At 68.0% G+C, this 25079-nt stretch carries 18 protein-coding genes and 2 pseudogenes; 7 read left to right on the plus strand and 13 right to left on the minus strand.

What is annotated here, in order from left to right:
* Window positions 1-89: 89 nt before the first annotated feature.
* Entirely contained in the window at window positions 90-650 is a 561-nt protein-coding gene (locus tag IFT87_RS16430) for a c-type cytochrome (protein ID WP_192191268.1), read from the plus strand.
* A gap of 159 nt (window positions 651-809) precedes the next feature.
* Here the strand turns inward: IFT87_RS16430 and IFT87_RS16435 are convergent, their stop codons facing one another.
* The 7 genes and pseudogenes from IFT87_RS16435 to IFT87_RS16465 all read right to left on the minus strand — a co-directional run bounded on the left by IFT87_RS16435 (window position 810) and on the right by IFT87_RS16465 (window position 7432).
* Window positions 810-1019, minus strand: coding sequence for a hypothetical protein (locus IFT87_RS16435; RefSeq protein WP_192191361.1), 210 nt, complete (start codon window positions 1017-1019; stop codon window positions 810-812).
* A gap of 35 nt (window positions 1020-1054) precedes the next feature.
* Window positions 1055-1537, minus strand: coding sequence for a TspO/MBR family protein (locus tag IFT87_RS16440; RefSeq protein WP_192191269.1), 483 nt, complete (start codon window positions 1535-1537; stop codon window positions 1055-1057).
* Window positions 1538-1543: 6 nt separating this feature from the next.
* Window positions 1544-2788: a geranylgeranyl diphosphate reductase gene (locus IFT87_RS21050; protein ID WP_446740634.1), complete on the minus strand. Its 1245-nt coding sequence runs from the start codon at window positions 2786-2788 to the stop codon at window positions 1544-1546.
* A 57-nt stretch (window positions 2789-2845) separates the two neighbouring features.
* Window positions 2846-4013: pseudogene (locus tag IFT87_RS21055) on the minus strand (BCD family MFS transporter); the annotation flags it as partial.
* Window positions 4014-4084: 71 nt separating this feature from the next.
* Window positions 4085-4993: a chlorophyll synthase ChlG gene (gene chlG, locus IFT87_RS16455; RefSeq protein WP_192191270.1), complete on the minus strand. Its 909-nt coding sequence runs from the start codon at window positions 4991-4993 to the stop codon at window positions 4085-4087.
* Between the two features lie 72 nt (window positions 4994-5065).
* The gene (gene ppsR, locus IFT87_RS16460) at window positions 5066-6496 is read right to left on the minus strand and encodes a transcriptional regulator PpsR (protein WP_192191271.1); all 1431 of its coding nucleotides are present in this window, start codon (window positions 6494-6496) and stop codon (window positions 5066-5068) included.
* Window positions 6497-6526: 30 nt separating this feature from the next.
* Window positions 6527-7432 carry a cobalamin B12-binding domain-containing protein gene (locus IFT87_RS16465; protein ID WP_192191272.1) on the minus strand — a complete coding sequence of 302 codons (906 nt, stop codon included), beginning with the start codon at window positions 7430-7432 and terminating at the stop codon, window positions 6527-6529.
* A gap of 223 nt (window positions 7433-7655) precedes the next feature.
* On the opposite strand from IFT87_RS16465, the gene bchF reads away from it, so the two are divergent.
* The 4 genes and pseudogenes from bchF to IFT87_RS16485 form a co-directional block, all read left to right on the plus strand.
* Window positions 7656-8195 (plus strand): 2-vinyl bacteriochlorophyllide hydratase, encoded by a 540-nt coding sequence (gene bchF / locus IFT87_RS16470; protein WP_192191273.1) that lies wholly within the window; start codon window positions 7656-7658, stop codon window positions 8193-8195.
* On the plus strand, window positions 8192-9508 hold the full coding sequence (locus IFT87_RS16475; RefSeq protein ID WP_192191274.1) for a ferredoxin:protochlorophyllide reductase (ATP-dependent) subunit N: 1317 nt from the start codon (window positions 8192-8194) through the stop codon (window positions 9506-9508). The genes bchF and IFT87_RS16475 overlap by 4 nt, the downstream gene beginning before the upstream one ends.
* The gene (bchB, locus tag IFT87_RS16480; RefSeq protein WP_192191347.1) at window positions 9508-11061 is read left to right on the plus strand and encodes a ferredoxin:protochlorophyllide reductase (ATP-dependent) subunit B; all 1554 of its coding nucleotides are present in this window, start codon (window positions 9508-9510) and stop codon (window positions 11059-11061) included. The genes IFT87_RS16475 and bchB overlap by 1 nt, the downstream gene beginning before the upstream one ends.
* Window positions 11051-11965, plus strand: a pseudogene (locus tag IFT87_RS16485) (DUF3479 domain-containing protein); the annotation flags it as partial. The gene bchB and the pseudogene IFT87_RS16485, both read left to right, overlap by 11 nt.
* A 262-nt stretch (window positions 11966-12227) precedes the next feature.
* Here IFT87_RS16485 and IFT87_RS16490 read toward each other — a convergent pair.
* On the minus strand, window positions 12228-13193 hold the full coding sequence (locus tag IFT87_RS16490; protein ID WP_192191275.1) for an ATP-binding protein: 966 nt from the start codon (window positions 13191-13193) through the stop codon (window positions 12228-12230).
* Between the two features lie 47 nt (window positions 13194-13240).
* Between IFT87_RS16490 and IFT87_RS16495 the strand changes: the two genes are divergently transcribed.
* Entirely contained in the window at window positions 13241-13735 is a 495-nt protein-coding gene (locus IFT87_RS16495; RefSeq protein ID WP_183937347.1) for a TspO/MBR family protein, read from the plus strand.
* A 37-nt stretch (window positions 13736-13772) separates the two neighbouring features.
* Window positions 13773-14564, plus strand: a complete 792-nt coding sequence (locus tag IFT87_RS16500) for a DUF2189 domain-containing protein (RefSeq protein WP_192191276.1) — start codon at window positions 13773-13775, stop codon at window positions 14562-14564.
* Between the two features lie 47 nt (window positions 14565-14611).
* Here IFT87_RS16500 and IFT87_RS16505 read toward each other — a convergent pair whose 3' ends face one another.
* From IFT87_RS16505 to IFT87_RS16525, 5 genes are all read right to left on the minus strand, one after another.
* Window positions 14612-16954 carry a GH92 family glycosyl hydrolase gene (locus IFT87_RS16505; RefSeq protein ID WP_192191277.1) on the minus strand — a complete coding sequence of 781 codons (2343 nt, stop codon included), beginning with the start codon at window positions 16952-16954 and terminating at the stop codon, window positions 14612-14614.
* Window positions 16955-16976: 22 nt separating this feature from the next.
* Window positions 16977-18422 (minus strand): glycoside hydrolase family 125 protein, encoded by a 1446-nt coding sequence (locus tag IFT87_RS16510; protein ID WP_249403401.1) that lies wholly within the window; start codon window positions 18420-18422, stop codon window positions 16977-16979.
* Complete coding sequence (locus tag IFT87_RS16515) at window positions 18419-20704, minus strand: GH92 family glycosyl hydrolase (protein ID WP_192191348.1); 2286 nt, start codon at window positions 20702-20704, stop codon at window positions 18419-18421. The genes IFT87_RS16510 and IFT87_RS16515 overlap by 4 nt, the downstream gene beginning before the upstream one ends.
* 68 nt (window positions 20705-20772) lie before the next feature.
* The gene (locus IFT87_RS16520) at window positions 20773-21915 is read right to left on the minus strand and encodes a glycoside hydrolase family 43 protein (protein ID WP_342211180.1); all 1143 of its coding nucleotides are present in this window, start codon (window positions 21913-21915) and stop codon (window positions 20773-20775) included.
* Window positions 21916-21944: 29 nt separating this feature from the next.
* Window positions 21945-25025: a TonB-dependent receptor gene (locus IFT87_RS16525; RefSeq protein WP_192191280.1), complete on the minus strand. Its 3081-nt coding sequence runs from the start codon at window positions 25023-25025 to the stop codon at window positions 21945-21947.
* Window positions 25026-25079 lie beyond the last annotated feature (54 nt).

The following is a 25079-nucleotide window of genomic DNA, read 5'->3' on the forward strand; positions in this document are numbered from 1 at the left end:
AAAGTGTTGGACGGCAGATACTGTGAAGAATAATAGACAGTGTACAGCCTGGCATGCGGACCCGGCGCTTGGTCGAGAGGAGCAGGATTATGAAATCAGCATCCACGATTCGGTTTGGACATCTGGCACTTTGCGTCGCGCTCTCGGCGACGGCGCTCACCGCCTGCTCGAAAAAGGCAGCCGAGGAACCTGCCGCGGGCGAAACCGCTGCCGCCACGCCGGAGGCCGCGACCGCAAACGCCGCGGCTCCGACTGAGACTGCCGCGCCGGCGGCGACCGCATCCGCCGCCGCTCCGGCCCCTGATAACGTCGATACGCTCAGCGGCGTGAAATTCGCCGGCTACACGGGCGATGCCGCCAAGGGGAAGACCGCGTTCATCACGTGTCAGACCTGTCACGCGGTCGAGGCCGGCGTGAACAAGATCGGCCCCTCGCTGCATGAGGTGGTCGGCCGCGCCGCGGGAACGGTCGCCGGCTACACCTATTCCGCCGCCAACAAGAATAGCGGGATTACCTGGACCCCCGAAAAGCTAATCCAGTATCTGGAAAAGCCGCAACGCGTCGTCCCGGGTACCAAGATGGCGTTCCCGGGCATCCCCGATCCGCAGAAACGCGCGGACGTGATCGCCTATCTGCAAGCCGGCGGCTGAGCAAAACCGCCGCCCCTGCCCCACCGGTCCCGCTCCTGCCTGTTGCGGGACCGGGCGGGATCGGTCGCAGCTTCGCTTGACCGCATGACCATGGCCCGGTCGCCGCAGAGCAGGGTGTGAAACGCCAAGCCCGGTCCTCCACCCTGGCATGATCGACATTCAGCCTCGCGCCGTCCTTGCCAGATCGGCGAGATGGACCGGAAGCGACACGATGAGCGGCACCGCGATCCATCGCCAGTCGAGCCCGGTCAGCGCGGCGCGCAGCGCGACCAGCATCAGCATGCCCGGCGCCAGCCGGAGCGCCGCGGTCGCCATGCTCCACCCCTGCCATCGCAGCCAGAGAAGTTCGAGCGCGATAACCCCCAGCACGATATCGACCGCGTGCCCGCTGGCGAACAGCCAGGTCAGGAAAAGGGTCCATTGAGCTGGACGATCGCCAGATTGAGGTAACCTGCGAACCCCACCCACAGCAGATAGGGCAGCAGCAGCGCTGCCGCAGACCGCGAATGCCGGGCCAGGACGACGATCAGCACCAGGATCGACAGCCAGAGCACGGTTATCTCCGCGACCGCCCAGTCGGGCCGCTGCAGGCGGAAGAAGACGAGGCTCCACAGGATGTTGAGAAACCCATTGCCCGCGAACAGGCCGAGCAGCCATTCGCGCTCGCGCCACCCCGCAATCGCCCGCCACCCCGTCACGCCTGCCAGGGCCGTGCAGCTGTAGATCGCGGTCCAGGCCAGCCCATAGGCGGCGTCGGGCGGTGCCCAATGCGGCTTGAGCAGACTGGCATACCAGGATCCGGTGTCGATGATCGTCGCGCCCACCAGTGCCACCAATGTCGCGAGCAACGCCGCGATGCACACCGGAAAGATCCAGACCCTATCCATCGCGCATCAGCTCGCAGTCTGCAGCAGATGCCGCATGTCCTTGGCGAAGATCCGCGCATAGGCGAGCGGCCGCGCATAGATCAGCTGCTTGTTCATATAGGCATGCCAGGTCAGATGCTGGACGTCGCGGTCGGCGCACATCGCCACGAACCGCTCGCGGCGGCGATCGTCGCGGTACCAGAAATGCTGCATGATCGCGAGGATGCGGAACACCAGCCCATGCCCGCGCATGAACCGCCGCCGCGCCGCGCCGAGCGCCCTGGGGTCTCCGCTGGCGAGGAAGGTATCGACCGCCTCGGCGGCGAACCGCGCGGACAGCATCGCGTAATAAAGCCCCTCGCCCGAGGCCGGCGCGACCGCCCCCGCGGCATCGCCGATCACCAGCACGTCGCGGCCATTATCCCATCGCCGCAACGGGCGGAGCGGGATTGGCGCGCCCTCGCGACGCAGCGTCACGCACGTTTCGAGCCCGAGCCGCACGCGCAACCGGCTGGTCGCGTCACGCAAACCATGCCCCTTGTGCGCGCTGCCGACGCCGATGCTCGCGGTGTCGCCGTGCGGGAACAGCCAGCCGTAGAAATCGGGCGAAAATTCGGCCTGATAGAAGACGTCGCACCGGGTGCGGTCGAACGCCGCGGTGCCGGGTTGCGGCGTACGGATCACCTCGTGATAGGCGAAGACGCACGGGTTGCGCACCGCATCGTCGAACACCGCCTCGGCGACGCGCGACCGGGCGCCGTCCGCACCGATCACGCAACGCGCGCGGACGCGATGATCGCCCTCGCCATCGGTATAGCGGACCTGTGCGCCACCATCGCCGTCGCGGACGATCGCCTCGAACCGCCCGGTGCGCCGCTCAGCGCCCTGTTTGGCAGCGCGGTCGCGCAGCCACTCGTCGAACGTGTCGCGGTCGACCATGCCGACATAGCCGCCCGCGCCGCTCGGATCGACCGGCATGTCGACCGCACGCCGCGACGGCGCGATCATCCGCGCGGTTCGCGCCCGCCCGACGATCAGATGATCGGGAATCGCGAAATCACGGATCAGCCGCGGCGGGATGGCGCCGCCGCACGGCTTGATCCGGCCCGCGCGATCGAGCAGCAGCACCGATCGCCCCGCCTGCGCCAGTTCGGCAGCGGCGGTCGCCCCGGCCGGACCGCCGCCGACGACGACGCAGTCATAGGTCGTCATGCCGCCGCCGCGCGCGCGCGCGACTGGCGTCATGTCCTGCCGGCGACCAGGCCTGCGCATCGCCAGCGCTGCGGCAACGACGAAGACCAGCGCCTCGGCCAGGAAGACCAGGGTGAAGACGGTCGCGGGAGAGTCGATCCGGCTCCGCCCGAGATCGACGCCCGTCGCGCCGAGCAGCCCGCCTAGACCAAACGCGATCGCCTGCGCCGCGCCCCACACGCCCATGCGGAGTCCCGCCTGCTCCCGCCCCTCTGCCTGCCCGCGTCCCGCCAGCGCGATCATCGCGCCGATCGCCGCGACCGCAAAGACGCCATTGGCCAGGCCGAGTAGCGCGACATTGGCGGTCAGCGGCCAGCCCGGCCCGATCCGCGCCGCCAGCGCGAGCCCCGCCAGCGCCGCCGCCGACCCGAGACACCCGCCACCGATCCACCAGCGCAGCCCGCGCGTCTCCCCGCCTTCACCCCGCCCGCCGCCAAACGCCCCGCCGCCGACCCCCGCGACGATCATCCCGACGAGCACACCCCCGTGCTGCACCCCCGACAGTTGCGTCGAGGCACCCGGCGCGAGCCCGAACACCAGCCCGGCGAATGGCTCGAGGATCAGGTCCTGCATCGCATAGGCGAGCATCGAGACGAAGACGAAGAGCGCGAAGCGGCGCGCCTCGCCATCGTCCCAGATCGTCCGCAACGCCGTCGTCAGGTTAGCCGAACGATCCCCTCGCCGCGACGCTTCAACCGGCGTGGCGAGTGCCCTGGACGGTGCAGCCCCCTCGACACCGAGAAGCGCCACCACCGCCAGCGCGAAGGCGCACCCCGCGACGCCGGCCGCGACCCGGGTCAGCCGCGGCGGAAAAGGGTTCGATCAGCGTACCGGCCACTCCCGCGGTCACCGCGATCCCCGCGACCATCATGATCCACGTGATCGCCGCCGCCGCCGCGCGCCGCTCGGGCGCGACTCGGGTCGCGAGCAACGCCAGCAGTGACGTGCCCGCCGCGCCGACGCCCATGCCGATCATCGCAAACGCGGCAATCGCCAGCGCCAGCCCCCCGGGCGCGCGTGCGGCGAGCAGCGGCAGCGCACCGACCGCGAGCAAGGCGCCAAGCGCGAGCACCGCCATGCCCCCTATGATCCAGGGTGTCCGCCGCACGCCGCGATCCGAACCATGCCCCCAGACCGGTCGCGACAGCTGGACCGCATAATGCCAGGCGACCAGACCGGCGGGGAGCGCCGCGGGCAGCGCATATTCGACCACCATCACGCGGTTGAGCAGCGACGTCGCCAGCATCACGATCGCGCCGATCGCGCTCTGCACCAGTCCGATCCGCACGATACCGAGCCAGCCGAGCGGGACCGCGCTCACAACCCCGCTACCCCGCCGAGCCCGAACGCCGACGCCAGCATCCCGAGGACATAGAGCGTCGTGCCGGTCGCATTATACCACGGCGTGTTCTTGAGCGGATCGCGCAGCAGCCGCACCATCAGCGCCAATTGCCCCACCAGCAAAGCCGCGACCAGCAGCGCGACAAGCCCGTGCCCCCATAGCGCCAGCAGGCCGATCACCGCGACCTGCGGGACCGCCATGACGATACAGGCCAGCCGGGCGGCACGATTCACGCCCAGCACGACCGGCAGCGAGCGCAACCCCATCATCCGATCGCCCTCGACTGCCTTGAAATCGTTGAGCGTCATGATGCCATGTGCGCCGGCGGTGTAGAGGCCGAGTATCACCAGCACCGCAACGTCGGGCCAGCCGCCCGTCATCGCTGCCGCACCGGTAAACCAGGTCAGCCCCTCATAGGTCAGCGCGACCACTGCGGGCCCCCAGATCCCGCTCGCCTTGAACCGGAATGGCGGCGCGCTATAGGCCCATGCGCAGGCCAGCGCGACGCCGGTCGCCGCGAACACCAGCGGCCCCATCGCCGCCCCAACCGCTGCCGAGATCAGGCTGCCCGCGATCGCGATCCACAAGCCCCAACTGCCGGCGATCCGCCCCGACGGGATCGGCCGCAGCGGCTCGTTGATCGCATCGACATGGCGGTCGAACCAGTCATTGGCCGCCTGGCTCGTGCCGCAGACCAGCGGCCCCGTCAGCAGGACACCCCCGACAAGAAACGGCCAGCGATCGCCCAGCGGAACGCCCGACGACACGACCCCGCACAGGAACGCCCAGATCGGTGGAAACCAGGTGACCGGCTTAAGCAGTTCCAGCACGTCGCGAGCCGCGGGCGGCGGCATCGCGACACGGGAAGCGGACAGGCGATCCATGTCGCGAAACTAGGATCAGACACCCTTATCTGTCAACATATGTTGACACCAATGCCGATGACACTCGCGCGTTCAGCCGTCACCCGACACGAGATTGCCAAGGCCGTGGCGATGCAGCTTCGAATAGAGGCTTTGCCGACTCACGCCGAGCACTTCCGCCGCAGACGCGCGGTTGTCCGACGTATAGGCCAGCGCCGCCTCGATGCAGAGACGCTCGATCAGATCGGTGCTCTCGCGCACGATCTCCTTGAGCGACATGCGCCCCACCAGCTCGGTCAGCTGCTCGACCGATCGCGGCGTGTCGTGCGCGACCAGCGGCACTTGGCGCAGGCGACGTCCGACATGGCGGATCGTGAAGCCGAAACATTCGCTGCCACCTATCGGCGCGACCACGCCGGACACCTCGATCTCGGCCTGCGCACCCGCCGCGCCGCGCAGGATCGTCGCGACGTTGCGGACCGAACCATGTTCACGCAGCTGCGCGACGATCAGCTCGAGATCGATGCCCGGCCGACCCAGCCACGCGCCCAGCCGCGCGCCGATCAGCCGCTCGATCGACGGCATTTCGGTCAGCTCGACAAAGGCGGCGTTCGCGGTCAGCACCACCAAGTCGCGATCGACCAGCACGAACGAATCGGGCATACGCTCGACCACGTCGCCGAGCGTCGCCTCGTGCCGCCGCGCACCGACGACCGGCTCGACCGCCTCGATCCGGACGATCAGCGACGGGCTGCGCGCCTGACGGAACAGCTTCGCATCGATCCGCACGTCGATCGCGCGATCGTTCAGCCGCAGCGCAACCGGTGCGACATCGTCCGCCGCCTCCGCCGCGCCGAGATGCGCGACCAGATCGTCACGATCATGCGGGTCGACGATCGTGCTGACCGGTGCACCGACCAGCGTATCGGGGGCGGCATCGAGCAGCCGCAGCGCCGCCGGATTCGCCTCGCGGATACGGCGCGACCCGGCGTCGACGACCAGGATCGCATCGGACGCCATGTCGAACAGCATCCGGTACCGCGTCTCGGCCTGGCGCAGGCGGATATAGTCGCGTTCCAGCGCTTGTTGCGTCTGCAGCAGCCGCTGCTGCGTCGCCGCCGCGCCGCGCAGGTCGCGACCGATCGCGACGAGCCGATCGGGTGTTCCCAGCGACATCACCAGATAGCGGACCGGCACGTCGCCACCCGCCGCGGGATGCGTCACCTGTCGCCAGCGCGCGGGTTCGGGACTGCCCGCCGCCGCGAGCATCTCGGCCGCCTTGGGACGGCTTTCGACCGTCATCGTGTCCATCCAGCGTTCGCCGACCCAGCCGGCAAAGCCGTGATTGGCAAGATCACCCTGCGACACCGCCACGTCGAGGATCCGCCCATCGGCGGCAAGGATGAAGGCGACGTCGCCGACGGCCGCGAGCAGCGACGCGGCCACGCGCGCGCTCAAGGCCCCGGGCGCGGCGTCGGGGCGGGCGAAGGCCAGATGCGGGGAAGAGGCGATAGTCTTGTCCATCGACGAGCGTCGCGCTCCAATCTGCAGCAATCAATTACACGCCGTGGTCCCCCATGCGCTTTCGCGGAGAAGATCGCCGGCCAGTTTCAGCGCGAGCTTCGCATCGGACGCGGTACCATCGGCGCCGACTTTGGTGGCGAGATCCGGGTCTGCATTGAAAATCGCACCGCCGACCATGATGCAGACACGAGGATTTCGCGAAACCCCTCGCAACGCAGCAATGATCGATGCAAGTCCGGCGATATGGCAGTCGCAACTGATCGTCAATCCGATGATATCGAACCAGTCCGCCTTCGCGGCATCCAGCAACACGGGCGTTTCCGCGTCGTTGATCCGGTCCGTCAGCCAGCCGCCATGCCGAAAGACCTCGTCGAGGACGATCGTCCCGAAACTGTGATGATCGCCCTGTAACGACGCGAATAATGCCCGATGCCGGTCGCCCGGATCTGTCCGGATGCTGGGCATGCGACCGGCAATCTCGTGCACGACTTCCTGCAGCCGCCACAACCCCATCGTCACATCGACGAAATCGCAGCGATCATCATCCCAATATTCGCCGAGCAGACGCGCGGCGGGTGCAAGCAGATCGACCATGACCGTCTCGACCGAGACACCGCGGTCGAGGATCGTCTCGATATGCGCGAGCAGACGATCGGCATCGACCTGCATCACCAGCGGCGCGAAGATGCCCACCTCGACGCTGTCGATCGGGCCATCCGTGCCGATCTCGGCGGAGGGCATCGCCGCACTGGCATGCGCGGCCATCAGCCGCGGAATGATCTCGCATTCGATCAGCGCGGACAAAGGGCGATCATAGCCCCCGTCGTCGCGACGCGGCCCCGGACCAAGATCTCGGCGGCCATCGCTCCAGTCCCGACGTGCGAACGACCCGGTGCTCCACCGGAAACCGCGCGAATAGTGAGTAACCGCTGCCATTACCGGCTCTCCCCAGCCTGGTCGACACGCCAACAACTACAGACCGGGACCTGCATTTGGCAGATTAGCGGCGACTCGCAGCATATCCCACTTGCAATTGACTGACAACCGGACGGTTTTGCTGCATCGCACAACCTGTTCCAGATTGTGGACGTCCAAATAACTTGACACTTTCTGAGGGGCGGGCGTAAGGTCCGATCGGAACTTGGGCAGGCGGGGCGCGATGCGAGCGAACGACCTTTCTCCGGCAGATCGGCAGGGCGGCACGGCCGTCCGGGGCGCCCGCCGGGCAGCCGCCCCGCTCTACACGCCAGACCAGCGCGAGCGCCGCGACTCGTCGGCTTGGACGCTGGTCCAGGGGGTGCTCGCCCCGATCCAGTTCCTGATCTTCCTCGTCAGTCTGACGCTGGTCCTGCGCTATCTGGCGACGGGCGACGGCGTGGTCGCCGCGACGATATCGATCATGGTCAAGACGGGCGCGCTCTACGCGATCATGATCACCGGCGCGATCTGGGAGAAGCAGGTGTTCGGCCAATGGCTGTTCGCCCCCGCCTTCTTCTGGGAGGACGTCGTGAGCATGCTCGTGCTCGCGCTGCACACCGCCTATCTCGTCGCGCTTGCCCGCGACTTCGGCAGCGAGGCGGGGCGCATGTGGCTCGCGCTCGCGGCCTATGCGAGCTACGTCGTCAATGCCGCGCAGTTCCTGATCAAGCTGCGGGCCGCGCGGTTGCAGCGTGCACCGGCGAGCATGGCCGCGTCATGACCGCCCCGCTTTCCACCCCCCTGCCCACCGCCCCCCTGCCCACCGCCCCGCAGCTTGGCCGGACCGGATGCGACGCCGCGCCCGTGCTGCGCGAACGCGGCCAGCGCGAGGTGTTCTGCGGGCTCACCGGGATCATCTGGCTGCACCGCAAGATCCAGGATGCGTTCTTCCTCGTCGTCGGCTCGCGGACCTGCGCGCATCTGCTGCAATCGGCGGCAGGCGTGATGGTCTTTGCCGAGCCGCGCTTCGCCACCGCGATCATCGAGGAGCGCGATCTCGCGGGGATGGCGGACTGCAATGACGAGCTCGACCGCATCGTCGACCAGATGCTTCTGCGCCGGCCCGACATAAAGCTGCTGTTCCTCGTCGGCTCCTGCCCGTCGGAGGTGATCAAGCTCGACCTCTCGCGCGCCGCGGCCCGGCTGTCGGTCAAGCATGGCGGCACGACCCGGATCCTCAATTATTCGGGCAGCGGGATCGAGACGACCTTTACCGAAGGGGAGGATGCCTGCCTCGCGGCACTGGTACCCGGCCTCGCCGCCGACGCATCGGCGAAACCGAGCCTGATGATCGTCGGCGCGCTGCCCGATGTCGTCGAGGACCAGTTCCTCCGGCTGTTCGACGCGCTCGGCATCGGCCCCGTTCACAGCCTGCCCGCACGGCGCGCAGGAGGGATGCCCCCGGTCGGGCCCAACACGCGCTTCCTGCTCGCCCAGCCGTTTCTCGGCGAGACGGCGCGCGCACTCGAGGATCGCGGCGCGACCCGACTCGACGCGCTGTTCCCGTTCGGTGCCGAGGGCACGACCGACTGGCTGCACGCCGCCGCCCTGGCGTTCGGCGTCGACGCGATGCAGTTCCGGCGCACGATCGCGCCCGGCCGCGAACGCGCCAAGCGCGCGCTCGCGCATGCACGCCCGCTGCTCGAGGGACGGCGGATCAGCTTCCTCCCCGATTCCCAGCTCGAAATCCCGCTCGCGCGCTTTCTCGCGACCGAGCTCGGCATGGTCCCGGTCGAGGTCGGCACGCCCTATCTTCACCGCCGCCATCTCGCGCGCGAACTCGCACTGCTCCCCGCCGCGACGCGGCTGAGCGAGGGGCAGGATGTCGATCGCCAGCTCGACCGCGTCCGCGCGGACCGCCCCGACCTCACCGTCTGCGGCCTCGGCCTCGCCAACCCGCTCGAGGCCGAGGGGCTGACGACGAAATGGGCGATCGAGCTGGTCTTCTCGCCCGTCCATGGCTTCGACCAGGCGGGCGACCTTGCCGACCTCTTTGCGCGACCGCTGCGGCGGCGCGACCTGCTGAGGGTGTGATGCAGCTGACCGTCTGGACCTATGAGGGACCACCCCATGTCGGCGCGATGCGGATCGCGACCGCGATGGAGGACGTACATTATGTCCTGCACGCGCCGCAGGGCGACACCTATGCCGACCTGCTGTTCACGATGATCGAGCGACGCGGCAAGCGCCCGCCGGTCACCTACACGACCTTCCAGGCGCGCGATCTCGGCAAGGATACCGCGGCCTTGTTCCAGACCGCGGCGCGCGATGCCTATGCGCGCTTCACGCCGGGCGCGATGTTGGTCGGCGCCTCGTGCACCGCCGAACTGATCCAGGACGACCCCGCCGGGCTGGTCGCGGCGATGGACCTGCCCTGCCCGGTCGTGGCGCTCGAACTGCCCAGCTATCAGCGCAAGGAGAATTGGGGCGCAGCCGAGACCTTCTACCAACTGGTCCGGACCCTCGCAGCCAGCCCCGTGCCCAACCGGGCGAACGCGCGCCCGACCGCCAACATCCTCGGCCCGACCGCGCTCGGCTTCCGCCACCGCGACGACGTGATCGAAGTCCGCCGCATCCTCGATGCGCTGGGGATCGCGGTGAACGTCGTGGCGCCGCTCGGCGCGACCGCCGCGGACATCGCCCGGCTGCCCGACGCCGATTTCAACATCTGCCTCTATCCCGAGATCGCCGACACCGCCTGCCGCTGGCTCGCGCGCGAACACGGCCAGCCCGTCGTCACCACCGTGCCGATCGGCCACGGCGCGACGCGCGACTTCATCGCAGAGCTGGCGGCGCTGACCGGGATCGATCCGACGGGCGCGTGCGACCTTGGTCACCTGCCCTGGTGGAGCCGCTCGGTCGACTCGACCTATCTGACGGGCAAGCGCGTCTTCATCTTCGGCGATGCGACGCATGCGATCGCCGCCGCCCGCGTCGCGCGCGACGAACTCGGGTTCGAGGTTGTCGGGCTCGGCTGCTACAACCGCGAATTCGCGCGCGACCTGCGCACCGCCGCGGCGCTCTACGGCGTCACGCCACTGATCACCGACGACTATCTGGTCGTCGAGGAGGCGATCCAGGCGCTGCAGCCCGAACTCGTGCTCGGCACGCAGATGGAACGGCATATCGCCAAGCGGCTCCGGATCCCGTGCGCGGTGATCTCGGCCCCCGTCCATGTCCAGGATTTCCCCGCACGCTATTCGCCGCAAATGGGGTTCGAGGGCGCGAACGTGCTGTTCGACACCTGGGTCCATCCGCTGGTCATGGGGCTGGAGGAGCATCTGCTGACGATGTTCCGCGACGATTTCGAGTTCAGCGACATGGCCGGCGCGAGCCATCTCGCGCCCCTCCCGGTGGCGCCGGAGCCCGCGCCACAGCCGGTATCGCCCGATGTCGTGGCCCGCCCCGCCCCGGACGCCAGAGCCGCGCGGATCTGGTCCGCCGATGCCGAGCGCGAGCTGCTCAAGATCCCCTTCTTCGTCCGCGGCAAGGCGCGTCGCAACACCGAACGGTTCGCCGCCGAGCGCGACGTCGCGACGATCACGATCGACACGCTCTATGATGCGAAGGCCCATTATGCCCGATAGCGCCATCCGCCGCCCGGTCCCGCTGCATGTCGTGATCGTCACGCTCGACAACCATCTGTCGGGCGCCGCCGAACGCGCCGCCGCACGGTTCGCTGCGGACGATAGCGGGATCACGATCGGCTTCCACGCCGCGGCCGACTGGGATCGCGGCACCGGGTCGCTCGATCGCTGCATCGCCGATATCGGCCGCGCCGACATCGTCATTGCGACGATGCTGTTCCTCGACGACCATATCCGCGCGGTCCTCCCCGCGCTGACCGCGCGCCGCGAGGCCTGCGCCGCGATGGTCGGGCTGATGTCGGGCAGCGAGATCGTCAGGCTGACCAGGCTCGGCGACTATCGCATGGACAAGCCGGCAAGCGGTCCGCTCGCGCTGCTCAAGCGGCTGCGCGGATCGGCCAAGCCCGGCGCCTCGTCGGGCGCGGGGCAGATGCGGATGCTGCGCCGGCTGCCCAAGATCCTGCGGTTCATTCCCGGCACCGCGCAGGACGTCCGCGCCTATTTCCTGACGCTGCAATATTGGCTGGCGGGCAGCGACGACAATGTCGTCGGGATGATCCAGGCGCTTGCCGGCCGCTATGCGGGCCACGCCATCCGCGCCGCCGCGCCGCACGACTATCCCGAGGTCGGCGTCTATCACCCCGCGATCCCGGGCCGGATCGCCGACCGGGCGGACGCGCTGCCCAGGGTGGGGGGCTCGCGCGGCACGGTCGGAGTGCTGATGCTGCGCTCCTATCTGCTCGGTCGCGACACCGGTCATTATGACGGCGCGATCGCCGCATTCGAGGCGCGCGGGCTGCGCGTGATCCCCGCCTTTGCCAGCGGGCTCGACTCGCGGCCCGCGATCGAGCGCTTCTTCATGCGCGACGGCGTGCCGATCGTCGATGCGGTCGTCTCGCTCAGCCCCGCGCGCTGCACCGCGCGCCCCTGGGCCAGCGTCGCGACCAGATCCAGCCCGCCGAACAGCCGGTCGTCATCGACATGCACCGGCACCCGCCGCAGCGGCGCACCAGGCGGCAGATGCGACCGCAGCGCCGCGATCACCGCATCGCGCAGCTCGCCGCCGCCGCGCAGCGCGATGCCGCCAAGCCCGGGATCGGCGGCACAGAGCCGCGCCGCGATCAGCGCATCGGCCAGCGGAACCGGCGCCCCCGCTGCCGGCACGGTCACCCCGCCACCTCCTCCAGCGCGCGCAGGATCCGCACGGTCGACCCGGTCTCGTCGAGCACGTTGCGCCGCAACCGGTGGCGCAGCGCCATCGGCGCGATCGTCGCGACATGCGCCTGCGTCACCTCCGACACCGCCTCGAGCGCCGCGAGCGCCCGCGCCGCCCGCATCAGCGTCAGTTCGCCGCGCAACCCGTCAGCCCCCACCGCGATACACAGCCGCGACGCGAAGGCGAGCACCGCGTCGGGCAGCGCGACCATCGGCAACCCCGCCCGCCCCCGCGCGATCGCCGCCAGCGTCGCGCGCTCGTCGGCCGCCCAGTGCTCGACAAACGCCGCCGGCGACCGCTCGAACGCATCGCAGCGCCGCAGAATCTCCACGCGCTGGTCCAGATCCTGCGGGGTGCGGACCTCGACCGACAGCCCGAACCGGTCGAGCAGCTGCGGCCGCAATTCGCCCTCCTCGGGATTGCCGCTGCCGACCAGCACGAACCGTGCCGGGTGGCGGACGCTCAGCCCCTCGCGCTCGACGACATTCTCGCCCGACGCGGCGACGTCGAGCAGCAGGTCGACGATATGATCCTCGAGCAGATTGACCTCGTCGATATAGAGGAAACCGCCATTGGCCCGCGCGAGCAGCCCCGGCTCGAACGCCTTGATCCCGGCCCCCAGCGCGCGTTCGAGATCGAGCGCGCCGACCACCCGGTCCTCGGTCGCGCCGAGCGGCAGGTCGACGAACGGCACCGGCACCTGCCCGCTGCGCGGCGTCCCGTCCTGATACCCCGCCTGGTCGGCCCGCACCGGCGGCAGCAGCGCGGCGAGCGCGCGCACCGCGGTCGACTTGCCCGTGCCCCGATCGCCGAACACCATCACCCCGCCGATCCGCGCATCGACCGCGGCGATCAGCAGCGCGCGTTTCATCTCGTCCTGGCCGACGATCGCCGAAAAGGGGAAAGACACGCGCATGCCAAAGGTGTAACACGCATTGGACACTCGGCAAGATGGACAATGTAATGCTTAACCCGATTGTCGTGAGCGGCAGTGCCGCCATCGCGCTTTGCGTCGTCGGCGGCTTGATGACGCCGATCGGCCCTTGGTACCGCACGCTGCGCAAGCCGCGGTTGCAGCCGCCGAACTGGCTGTTCGGTCCCGCCTGGACGATCATCCTCGGCCTCGCCGCCTGGTCCGCGTCGATCGCCTGGACCGCCGCGCCCGACGCCGCGACGCGCGCGGAGGTGGTCACGCTGTTTGCGGTCAACGCCGTCTTCCACCTGCTGTGGAGCCCGCTCTTCTTCCGCGCCCGGCGCCCCGACTGGGCGCTGATAGAGGTCGTGTTTCTCTGGGCGTCGCTGGTCGCGCTGGTCGTCGGGCTGTGGCCCATCGACCGCTTCGCGAGCCTGTTGATCGCGCCCTATCTCTTGTGGGTCAGCTTTGCGGCCTGGCTCAACTGGGCGATCGTGCGGCTGAACCGGCCGTTCGGTCACGCCGCCCAACGATACCCCGCATGACGAGGATATACGCCACCCCCTGAACGGAGAGCAGATCATGGCCACCCATCCGCACAGTTTCATCGCGCCAGCACCCGCCATCCCCGAGATCCGCGAGATCGGCACCGCCGGCCTGCGCTGGGCCCTCGCCGAGGGGTGGAAGGACTTTCTCGCCAAGCGCGGCGACCTGATCGTGATCGGCCTGCTCTATCCGATCGTCTGTCTGGTCGCCGCGGTGGTGACGTACAACGCGCCGCTGCTCCCGCTGTTCTTCCCGCTGGTCGCAGGGCTCTCGATCCTCGGCCCCGCCGCCGCCTCGGGCTTCTACGAACTCGCGCGCCGCCGTGAAGAGGGGCGCGACTCGAGCTGGTGGCATTTCCTCGATCCGCTCAACGGACGCAGCCGCCTGCCGCTCGCGATCCTCACCGCCGGGCTCGCCGCGCTGATGGTCGGGTGGCTGGCGACGGCCTATGCGGTCTATGACCTGACCTTCGGTGCGACCGCGCCGCTGCGGATCGGCGACGTCGCGGGCCGCCTGTTCACCACGCAGGAGGGGTGGACGCTGATCCTGCTCGGCAATCTGGCGGGCGCGCCGTTCGCGATCGCCACGCTGGTCTTCGCGCTGGTCGCCTTCCCGATGGTGGTCGATCAGCCGGTCGATGCGGGCCTCGCGCTGCGCACCTCGCTCGCAGCGGCGCGGCGCAACCCGCGCGCGGTGTTCGGCTGGGGCGCGCGTGTCGCCGGGCTGCTGGTCCTCGGGCTGATCCCGCTCGCGATCGGGCTGGCGGTCGTGCTGCCCTGGCTCGGCTATGCGACCTGGCACCTCTACACGCGTCTGGTCGTCCGCTGACGAACCCCCGCGCCGCGCCCGGTTTACCCGGCGCGGCGCAGTCGCCCTCAAGCCCGCGTCGGGCGCGGTCCGGGGTGATAGGATGGCGGACGATCCGCCTTCGCCGTGCCGAACCGTGACGGCTTGTCCCCCATCACGAAGACGAGCTCGCCACCCTGGGCAAGATCCGCATGCCCGATCCAGTTCTTCGTCCAGGGTTTGCCGTTCCACCGCACCGACTGGACATAGGGTGCCTGCGGACCATTGCCCGACGCGGTGATCCGCAGCGTCTTCCCGCCGCCCAGCGCGACCTCCGCGGCATCGAACAGTGGCGAGCCGAACACATAGACCGCGCTGACCGGATCGACCGGGTAGAGGCCGAGCGCGGAGAAGATGAACCACGCGCTCGTCTGCCCGCAATCGTCGTTGCCGATCACGCCGTCGGGATCCGCCTTGTACATCTCGGTGCACAGCCGCCGGACCATCGCCTGCGTCTTCCACGGCGCACCGGCATAGGCATACATGTACGCGGCATGCTGGTCGGGTTCGTTGCCATGCGCATATTGGCCGACCAGCCCCGAAATGTCGGGCGGCGCGTTCTTGGGGAGTGTCGAGGGCGCCGCGAACAGCGCGTCGAGCTTCTTCACGAACCCGGCATCCCCGCCGAACAGGTCGATCAGCCCGTAGATGTCGTGCTGGTTGAGGAACGTCGCCTGCCAGCCATTCGCCTCGGTATAATCGCGGTGCTTGTCGGGGTTGTGGCCAAGCTGGATCGGATCATAGTCCGCCCACCAGGTCCCGTCCGCGAAGCGCGGCCGTGCAAAGCCGATCTTCGGATCGATGACGTTGCGGTAGTTGAGGCTGCGCTTGCGCAACGCCTGCGCGTCGGCGGAGGCGCCCGCTGCGTCCGCGAGCACCGCCATCGCCCAGTCGTCATACGCATATTCCTGCGTCCGGCTGACCGACTCCCAGACCTTGTCGGCGGGGATGTAGCCGAGGTCGTAATAATAGCCGCGGCCGAGCGTGCTTTCGAGATCGCGGAAGCTGCGGTCGAACGCGCGGCGGCGGATCTGCGGCCAGGCTGCGGCATAGTCCGCCTTGACGCCCTTCACGCACGCCTCGGCAAGCACCGACACCGAATGCCAGCCGATCATGCAGGCGGTCTCGACACCCTGGAGCGGCCAGACCGGCGAGCCCGCCGGGCTCTGGATCGTCTGGCGGACCAGATCGCGCGTGAACTGCGCCGCCTTGTCGGGCTGGACCAGATTGAGCAGCGGGTGCAGCGCGCGGTACGTGTCCCACATCGAATAGGTGCTGTACGCGGTGTCGCCCGCCGCCGCTGTGTGCACCTTGCGATCGAGCCCGACATAGCGGCCATCGCGGTCGGTGAAGAGCGTGGGCGACAGGAACGTATGATACAGCGCGCTCGCCATGATCGTGCGCTGATCGGGCGTGCCGCCCTCGACACGGATACAGTCGAGCTGCGTCTGCCAGGTCCGCGCCGCCGACCGGCGCACGCTGTCGAACTGCCAGCCCGGGGCCTCGCCCGCCAGCGCGGCCTTGGCGCCCGCGACGTCGACCGCGGAGATGCCCGTCTTGATCAGGATCGGTTCGCCGCCCGCCTGGTCGAAGAACAGCGCGACCTTCAGCCGGTTGCCGGTGATCGCCTTCGCGCCCGCCGGTGCCGGTTTGTCGTCGTCGCCGAAGAACTCGACGCGGTCGGGGCGGCGCGACAGCTGCATCGCGAAATGGATCCGCCGTCCCTTCGCCCAGCGGTGGACGCGGCGGCTGCCGGTCAGCATGCCGTCGGGCGACAGCGCCAGCGACGCCTCGTCGATCAGCACGCCCTTGTCCCAGACGTCGAGGATCATGTGCGCGAAGTCGATCAGAATGTGCCCCGCGCCCTGCGGGAAGGTGTAGCGGTGATGCCCCGTCCGCTCGGTCACGGTCAGCTCGGCAAGCACGCCCGATTCGAGCTTCACGCGGTAATAGCCGGGCTCGGCCAGCTCATCGGAGAAGCGCTGGCGATAGCCGTCCTGCGGCTTGTCGAGCGCACCGGGTTTCAGCTTGAGCGGCCCGCGCGTCGGGACGACGAGGACGTCGAGCATGTCGCCGATTCCCGTCCCCGACAGATGCGTGTGGCTGAACCCCATGATCGAGCCGTCATCCTGGTGATAGCCCGAGCACGCGTCCCAGCGGCTGTTGTCGGTGTCGGGGCCTAGCTGGACCATCCCGAACGGCAGCGACGGCCCGGGATAGGTGTGGCCATGGCCACCCGTGCCGATGAACAGATCGGGCTTGCCCGCGGTCGGGCGCTGGCCCTGCGCGGTGGCAGCGGCGGCGGGCAGCACGCCCGCAAGGCCGGCAAGCCCGGTGGTGGCGAGCACCTGGCGGCGGTTGGCGGTGGTCATGTGTCTCTCCCGTGGGTCCATGTCAGTAGCGCGCGGCGAGCAAGCCGGGCTTGCGCCGCTCGAGGTCGAGGATCAGCTCGCCAAACAGCCCGTTGGCCCAGGCGAACCAGCTGCGCGTGAATTTCGTCGGATCATCCTTGTGGAAGGATTCGTGCATGAAGCCCGTGCCGCCGTGCGTCGTTTTCAGCCATGTCAGGCACTGGCGGATCACGGCGTCGTCATCGCTGTTCATCGCATGCGTGACGATCGACATCGGCCAGATCATGTCGAGGCCGATATGCGGCCCGCCGATCCCCTGTGCGGCCTTGCCCGCAAAGAAATAGGGGTTGCGATCGCTCCAGGCGAGCGCGGCGGTGCGGCGGAACAGCGGGTCGGCGCGGTCCGCGGCGCCGAGCAGCGGCAGGCCCGACAGGCTCGGCACATTGGCGTCGTCCATGAAGATCGCATTGCCGAAACCGTCGACCTCATAGGCCCAGACCTCACCCCCCTGCCCGTCCGGCATCCGGCCATGCGCGCGCAGCGCCGCCTCGACCTCGGTCGCGAGCGCCTCGCTGTCCGCCGCGCCCGCGGTATCGCCGCGCGCCTCGCGCTGGACCGTCGCCAGCATGCGCAGCGCCGACACCGCGAACAGGTTGGACGGAATCAGGAAGGGGTAGAGGCACGCATCGTCCGACGGGCGGAACATCGAATGGATCAGCCCGACCTTGCGCGTCGGTGCGCCATAGCCTTCGAACATCAGCGTCTCGGTCGGCGAGACGTTCAGCCGCTGGAAATGATACGGGCCCTTGCCGTCCTTGCGCTGCTGTTCGCGGAAGGTCGCGACCGCGCGGACCATCGCCTGCGCCCACAGCGCGTCGAACGGCGTCTTGTCGTGCGTCGCGGTCCAGTAGCCGTGCGCGAGCCGCATCGGGTAGCAGAGCGAGTCGATCTCCCATTTCCGCTCGGCGACGCCCGGTTTCATCTCGGTCTGGTCGGTCCGCGCGCCCAGGTTCGATTTCGCGGTCGGATCGTCCATGAACGCGTTGGCATAGGGGTCGATCAGGATGCAGCGCGCCTGCCGTGCGATCAGCCCGACAAAGACCCGGCGCAGGCCCGCATCCTTGCGCGCGAGATGGACATAGGTCTGCATCTGCGCCGAGCTGTCGCGCAGCCACAGCGCCTCGATATCGCCGGTGATGACGAACGCGTCGGGCTTGCCGTCGACCATGCCCAGCCGGACCGTGGTGTCGAGCGTGTTGGGGTAGCAATTCTCGAACAGCCAGGCGAGTTCGGGGTCGGCGATCTTCGCCTTCACGCGCGCGATCTCGGCTTCGACCGCGGCGCTGACGAAACGACGCTCGCCACGCGGCGGTCGCCTGCTCGCCAGCGGCGCGGCGACCGCCCCGCCGGGCAGCGCGGTGGCCAGTGCGAGCGCGGCCGCGCCGGTCATCACGTCGCGGCGGCAAAGGGTGAAGCGCGCGCCGCTCATGGCTTTACCACCGGTGCGCTCATCGAGAAGGGCGCAGCACTGCTGGCCGCCCCCCATTTCCGGTTCGGCGTCGGCCCCATCACGAAACGCAACGTGCCCCCCGTCTGCAGCGCCTCGCGCGTCAGCCACGGCTTGTCGTGCGGCGTGCCGTTGAAGCTCGCCGACTGGATATAGACATTGCCCGGCCCGTTGTTCGCCGCCTCGATCGTCAGCCTCTTACCCCCCGGCATCGTCAGTTTGACGGTGCGGAACAGCGGGCTGCCGATCGCATATTGGCCGACCGCGGGCGTGACCGGATAGAAGCCGAGCGCGGAGAACACGTACCAGGCCGAGGTCTGGCCGTTGTCCTCGTCACCCGGATAGCCGTCGGGCGTGGCTGCGTAGAGCTTCTTCGTCACGTCGCGGACATGATATTGCGTCTTCCACGGCGCCCCCGCCCAGTCATAGAGATAGGGCATGTGCTGGATCGGCTGGTTGCCATGCGCGTATTGGCCCATGTCGACGATCTGCATCTCGCGGATCTCGTGGATCGTCTGCCCGTAATAGCTGTCGTCGAAGATCGGCGGCGTGGTGAAGACCGAATCGAGCCGCTTCACGAACGCGTCCTTGCCCCCCATCAGGTCGGCAAGCCCCTGCACGTCCTGCATCACCGACCAGCTGTAATGCAGCGCATTGCCCTCGGTGAACGCGTCGCCCCATTTATACGGGTTGAAGGGGGTCGACCAGCTGCCGTCCTGGTTGCGACCGCGCATCCACCCGCTCTGCGTGTCGTAGAGCTTGCGGTAATTCTGCGCCCGCGCGGCATAGAGCTTGGCATCCTCGGTCTTGCCGAGCGCACTCGCCAGCCGCGAGATCGAGAAGTCGGCGGTCGCATATTCGAGGCTGCGCGCGGCATTCTCGTTGATGCCGACGTCATAGGGCACATAGCCCAGCCGGTTGTAATATTCGACGCCCTCGCGCCCGACCGCGCCGACGACCTCGCCCTTCTTGTCGACCGGACGCCCTTGCGAGGTGGTCGCGTTCTTGACCATCGCCTCGTACAAGGTCTCGACGTCGAACCCGCGCACGCCGTTCAGATACGCGTCGGCGATCAGGTTCGCCGAGTTCGACCCGATCATCACGTCGCGGTGGCCGGGACTCGCCCATTCGGGCAGCCAGCCGGACTCCTTGTAGGTGTTGACCAGCCCCTGCATGATCTCGCTGTCGCGCTCGGGATACATCAGCGCGAAGAACGGGAAGACCGCGCGCCACGTGTCCCAGAAGCCGTTGTCGGTATAGAGAAAGCCCGGATGCACCTTGCCGTCATAGGGACTGTAATGGACCGTCTGGCCCTTGGCATCGACCTCGTGGAACATCCGCGGGAACTGCAGCATCCGGTACAGCGCTGAGTAGAAGGTGCGTCGGTTGTCGATGTCGGGATCGCTCACCTCGATCCGGTCGAACTCGCGCTGCCAGACCGCCTTCGCCTTCGCCTTGGTCTGCTCGAAGCCATCGCCGCCGATCTCGCCGCGCAAATTGCGCTCGGCCTGCTCGAGGCTGATGAACGACGACGCGACCTTGACGCCGACCTGCTCGCCCTTGCGCGTCTTGAAGCTGACGACCGCGCCGACATGATCGCCCTCGCGCACCGGCGTCGCGGCGATCTGGCCATTATCGTCCCAGGTCCGGCTGACGGTGAAGGCGTGGTCGAATTCGGCGACGAAGTAATTGTGGAAATTGCCGGGCACGCCGCCGTGATTGTTGCGGACATAGCCGGTGATCCGCCGTTTGACCGGGTCGACCGACACCATCGATCCGCCCGCATAGCCATCGAGAATGATGTGCGCGTCGTCGCTTTCGGGGAAGGTGAAGCGGAACTGCGCGGCGCGGTTGGTCGGCGCGACCTCCGCGGTCACGTCGTAATCGGCGAGATAGACCTTGTAGCTATAGGGCCGGCTCTCCTCCGCCTTGTGGCTGTACCACGAGGCGCGTTCGTCCGCCTTGACCTTCAGCGCGCCGGTCGTCGCCATCAGCGCGAACGCGGCATAATCGTTCATCCACGGGCTGGGCTGGTGCGTCTGCTTGATGCCGTTGATCTTGTTGCCGTCATAGGTGTAGCCCCAGCCGCTGCCGGGCTTGCCCGTCACCGGCGTCCAGAAGTTCATCCCCCACGGTACCGCGACCGCGGGATAGGTGTTGCCGTAGGACAGCGTATAGTCGGAATCGGTGCCCATCAGCGGGTTGACGAGGTCGACCGACGGCTGCGCCTCGGCGCTGGCCGCAGCCTGTGCCGACAGCGGCATCGGTGCGACGAGCGCGATCGACGCGACCGCCGCCACCGTGCCGCGCAGTGCGGCGATTACCCTGTGTCTCACATCGCTCTCCCAGATGAATGTTCGTCGCGCCCTGCAGCGGTTGGCCCGGGGGCCGCCCGGCCACGGATCGGCCGCGGCGCGACGCCGGTATTGGTCATGACGACGGGCTTGATCGTACCGTCGGCGGCAAAGACCATGCGGTCGACCGCGATCTGCCGGTGTTCGCCGCGATCGGTGTCGAGCGGCCGGCGGTGATAGGCGATGTACCAGTCGTCGGTGCCGGGCACGTTGACGACCGAATGATGCCCCGCGCCGCGCGCGATGCGCAGGTCCTGCGACAGGATCTTGCCCTTCGGCGTGAACGGCCCGGTCGGGCTCGGCGCGGTCGCATAGGCGACGCTATAGTCCGGCCCGGTCCACCCGCCCTCCGACCACATCAGATAATAGACGCCGTGGCGTTCGATCATGAACGACCCCTCGACATAGCCGGGGGGCGTGATCTCCTTGAACATCGTCCCGTCGGGAAACGGCAGGACGCGCTTCAGGTCCGGGCTCAGCCGGACGACGTTGCAATGCTTCCAGCCGCCGTAGAAGAGATAGACCTGCCCGTCGCGATCCCGGAATGCGAACGGATCGATCGGCTGCGCGCCGTTATGGAACGCGCCGACCAGCGGCTTGCCCAGCGCATCCCTGAACGGACCGCCGGGCGTCGCGCTGACCGCAAGCCCGATGCCGCCCAGCTCACCATCGCTCTGGATGTCGTTCGCGCTGAAGAACATGTAATAGCGCCCGTTCGCCTGGAGCACCGACGGCGCCCAGATCGCATAGGCGGCCCAGCCCGCATCCTGCACGTCGAACACGCGGCGATGCTTTGTCCAGTGCACCAGGTCCGGCGAGGAAAACGCGTCGAAGAAGGTCTGCATGCCATAGGACGGGCGGACCGTCTTCCGCAGTCGCGCCGCCTTTTGCGCAGGCGTGAAGCGGCTCGGCGTGACCGGTTTTCCGGCATGGTCGGAATAGGTCGGGTAGATCCAGTATTGCCCCGCGAACACGCGGATCTCGGGATCGGCATACCAGCCCGGCACGATCGGGTTGGACGCGGTCGCCGCTCCGCAGGCGAGCAGCCCCGCCAGCGTCAGGGCCCGGCGCAGGACGCGGGGATATCTATCAAAAAAACGGTGGCTCCGCGGAGGAGCCACCAGGGGAGAGGAAGGTTTTGGCCCCGCCATCAGAAGTTGAACGACACGCCGACATAGGCACGGCGCCCGAAGTAATTCCGATAGACGAAGCGATCCTTGGTATCGTTGCCGAGATGCTGGCTCTCTTCCGACTTGGTCAGGTTGATGATCGAGGCGGTGATGTTGAGCCGGTCGGTCAGCGCGTAGGCGGCGTTGAGATCGACCTGTTCATAGGGGCTGGTATAGACGTTCAGCCCCGACTGGAGCCCGCCGACGACCTCGCCGCGGCGGTTGTACGATGCGCGGACCAGCACCTTGCCATGCTCGTAGAAGACCGAGGCGTTCATCTGCGTCTTCGCGCTCCCGACCAGCGCGGACGAGCCGACCGACTGGCCGTCGAGCGTCACGTCGGCGACCGACGTGTCGTTATAGGTGAAGTTGACCTGCGCACCCAGCCCGAAGGACAGCGTGTGCTGCGCATAGAGCTCGACACCCTGCGACCGCGCGTTGGATCCGTTCGCGACCGTCGAATAGGGCTGGATCAGCACCTGCTCCCCCGCCACCTCGCGCGTGACGTTCAGCACCAGCGGCACGACGAAATCGGACACGTCCTTGCGGAACAGCGTCGCGCCAAGCACCGAGCCGCGATGGAAATACCATTCGATGCCGGCGTCATACTGCCATGCCGAGAACGGGTTGAGTTCCGAATTGCCGCCTCTGCCCGACCAGCCCTCGAACTCGCCGAACTGGCCGCGGTCGAACGCATATTCGGGCGAGCGATAGGTCAGCGACCGTTCGGACCCGAGATTGGCGAAGGACGGCCGTGAAATGACCTTGGCGACCGCACCGCGGACGAGCAGGTCCGGGGTGATCTCGTACGACACGTTGAAGCTCGGCAGCCAGTCCGTGTAGGTCTTGGTCTGGTCGGCGCGCGTGTTGACGATCGTCTCGCGGACGCTCAGCGGCAGGACCTGGCAATTGCCGTCCGCGCCAAGTGGCCGGTTCGGATCGAACGAACCGTTCGGCCCGTTGACGCAATAGTCTTTCAGATACTGGAGCCGGTCCGACGTGTTGCCCGACTGACGCGTATTGGCCATCCGCACACCGATATTGCCGCGCAGACCGCCGGTGCCGAAGTTCGCTTGGGCGTAACCGGCGAAGACGCGCTCGCCCAGATCATAGACGAAGTCGCGCTCGTTGACGCGGACCGCGTCGCCATAGGTCGCGTTCAGATAGCTCAGATACTTGTCGAAATTGATCCCCGGCATGACGTTGGCGTTGAACCCGCCGTTGACGTTGCCGATCGGGTTTTCATAGAAGAATTCGGGCAGTGCGACCGCGCCCGCCGCGGTATCCTGATAGCGGAGCTCGCTGGCCGCATCCGCATACCATTCGTTGCGTCCGGTCTCGCGGTGGATGCTCAGGTCACGCCATTTGCCGCCGATCTGCACCGACTTCAGGAACCCGTCGAACCGGCGCGTCAGGTCGAGCTGGAGATACCGCTGCGCCAGGTCGCTGTTCGTGAAGCTCGAATTGGTCGAACCGACGTCGATCTGCGCGATGCCGTTGCGGATGTTCTGCTGCAGGTCGGGCGAGAAGGTGAAATCGCCGATGCCGTTCGAAACGTCCCAGTTGCTCACCAGATTGCCGTTCTGCTCCTGCCCCGGCACCGTCACGCGTGGCTTCGCGGCGGCGCTGAACCGAGCGGACGGGCCGCCGCTCGACTTGGTCTTGCCGAGCTTCAGCACCGCGTCGAACCGGTCCTGGCTGTACTTGACCTCGGTTTCGAACGTGTTCGAGACCTGCTTCTCGCGGCTGTAGGTGCCCGCGATCTGCGGCGTTTCCATCGTGCACGGGGTCGCACGGAGCAGACAGCCCGTCCCCGCCGCCGGCACCGCAAAATTCGCCGACTGGAAGATCGTCCCGCTCTTGTCGAGCGTCGCGCCGGTGAAGAAGTCGTTATAGCCCCATTCGGGGATCTTGACGGTATTCGAGGTGAAGTCGCTGCTGTAGCCGAAGCGGAAATAGTTGGACGTCACCGTGACATTGTCGAACGGGCGGAACTGCGCCGTCGCCTGGATGCCATAGCGTTCGCGTTCTTGGTCGAACACTTCGGCATTGACCGTCTGCGGTGCCCAATAGCCTGAATAATGCGTGCCGTCGCGCGTGGTCGTGCCCTGCCCCGGCCAATAGGAGATCGCGTCGTTATTGGCGAACGGCTTGCCATTGACGTCGGTCGCGGGCGTCAGGACATTGCCCTGCGCGTCGCGGTCGCTCCACCACAGCCAGCTTTCCGCCTCGCTGCGCAATTCGCGGTTGGTCCGCTTCTGCCACACGCCGCCGACCAGCAGGCCGAACGTCTCGTCCTCGTTCTTCCACGACAGCTGGCCGCCGAGCTGCGGCTCGAACTTTTCGGTGGTGTCCGAATAGGTGCCCTCGGTCGAGACGAAGCCTGACCAGGCCGGGACGTCGAACGGCTTGCGCGTGTTGAGGATGATCGTGCCGCCGACACCGCCTTCTTCCAGCCGTGCCTCGGGCGACTTGTAGACCTCGGTGCTGGCGATGAAACTGGACGGCAGCAGGACATAGTTGAACGACCGCTGTGGATCGCCGCTGTCCGCGCCGGCCAGGAAGTTGCCGTTGAGCAAGGTCAGCGTCAGGTCGGACTGGAGCCCGCGGATGCTGACGCGCGCGCCTTCGCCGCCGTCGCGCGTGATGACGACGCCCGGCACGCGCTGCAGCGCGTCGGCGACGTTCTTGTCGGGGAACTTGCCGATGTCCTCGGCGGTGATGACGTCGACGAACGCATTGGCTTCGCGCTTCTGGTTCAGGCTCTTCTCGATCGAGCGGCGATAGCCGGTGACGACGATATCCTGCTCACCCGCAACGGCCGACGCGGTGTCCGCCGTCTGGCCCGAGGGCGCGGTCGCCGTCGATGCGGGCGTTACCGCGTCGGGCGTTCCGGTGTCGCCGGTCTGCGGTGTCGCGGCGGCTGCGGGCAATGGCGGCGCCACCTCCTGCGCGTGCGCCGTCCCGGCCAGTGCCGCGCTCAGGCTTGCGCCCGCGAGCAGAAACCGCAGCGCGCGGCGGCGGTGCGACGGAACGGCATATATTGTCTTGGTTGCGCTCATCAGACTTCCCCTTTTCGGCGTGCGGGACGTCCTTGCCCGCTTCACGTCACCCTG

The sequence above is a fragment of the Sphingomonas sp. CFBP 8765 genome (genome assembly GCF_014841445.1).
Lineage (GTDB): Bacteria > Pseudomonadota > Alphaproteobacteria > Sphingomonadales > Sphingomonadaceae > Sphingomonas > Sphingomonas aerolata.

What these genes read in the sequence shown, in the direction of transcription:
- IFT87_RS16430 (WP_192191268.1), top strand. Translation starts at nt 90, where the DNA reads ATGAAATCAGCATCCACGATTCGGTTTGGACATCTGGCACTTTGCGTC.
- IFT87_RS16440 (WP_192191269.1), bottom strand. Translation starts at nt 1,537, where the DNA reads ATGGATAGGGTCTGGATCTTTCCGGTGTGCATCGCGGCGTTGCTCGCG.
- IFT87_RS21050 (WP_446740634.1), bottom strand. Translation starts at nt 2,788, where the DNA reads ATGCGCAGGCCTGGTCGCCGGCAGGACATGACGCCAGTCGCGCGCGCG.
- chlG (WP_192191270.1), bottom strand. Translation starts at nt 4,993, where the DNA reads ATGGATCGCCTGTCCGCTTCCCGTGTCGCGATGCCGCCGCCCGCGGCT.
- ppsR (WP_192191271.1), bottom strand. Translation starts at nt 6,496, where the DNA reads ATGGACAAGACTATCGCCTCTTCCCCGCATCTGGCCTTCGCCCGCCCC.
- IFT87_RS16465 (WP_192191272.1), bottom strand. Translation starts at nt 7,432, where the DNA reads ATGGCAGCGGTTACTCACTATTCGCGCGGTTTCCGGTGGAGCACCGGG.
- bchF (WP_192191273.1), top strand. Translation starts at nt 7,656, where the DNA reads ATGCGAGCGAACGACCTTTCTCCGGCAGATCGGCAGGGCGGCACGGCC.
- IFT87_RS16475 (WP_192191274.1), top strand. Translation starts at nt 8,192, where the DNA reads ATGACCGCCCCGCTTTCCACCCCCCTGCCCACCGCCCCCCTGCCCACC.
- bchB (WP_192191347.1), top strand. Translation starts at nt 9,508, where the DNA reads ATGCAGCTGACCGTCTGGACCTATGAGGGACCACCCCATGTCGGCGCG.
- IFT87_RS16490 (WP_192191275.1), bottom strand. Translation starts at nt 13,193, where the DNA reads ATGCGCGTGTCTTTCCCCTTTTCGGCGATCGTCGGCCAGGACGAGATG.
- IFT87_RS16495 (WP_183937347.1), top strand. Translation starts at nt 13,241, where the DNA reads ATGCTTAACCCGATTGTCGTGAGCGGCAGTGCCGCCATCGCGCTTTGC.
- IFT87_RS16500 (WP_192191276.1), top strand. Translation starts at nt 13,773, where the DNA reads ATGGCCACCCATCCGCACAGTTTCATCGCGCCAGCACCCGCCATCCCC.
- IFT87_RS16505 (WP_192191277.1), bottom strand. Translation starts at nt 16,954, where the DNA reads ATGACCACCGCCAACCGCCGCCAGGTGCTCGCCACCACCGGGCTTGCC.
- IFT87_RS16510 (WP_249403401.1), bottom strand. Translation starts at nt 18,422, where the DNA reads ATGAGCGGCGCGCGCTTCACCCTTTGCCGCCGCGACGTGATGACCGGC.
- IFT87_RS16515 (WP_192191348.1), bottom strand. Translation starts at nt 20,704, where the DNA reads ATGCCGCTGTCGGCACAGGCTGCGGCCAGCGCCGAGGCGCAGCCGTCG.
- IFT87_RS16525 (WP_192191280.1), bottom strand. Translation starts at nt 25,025, where the DNA reads ATGAGCGCAACCAAGACAATATATGCCGTTCCGTCGCACCGCCGCCGC.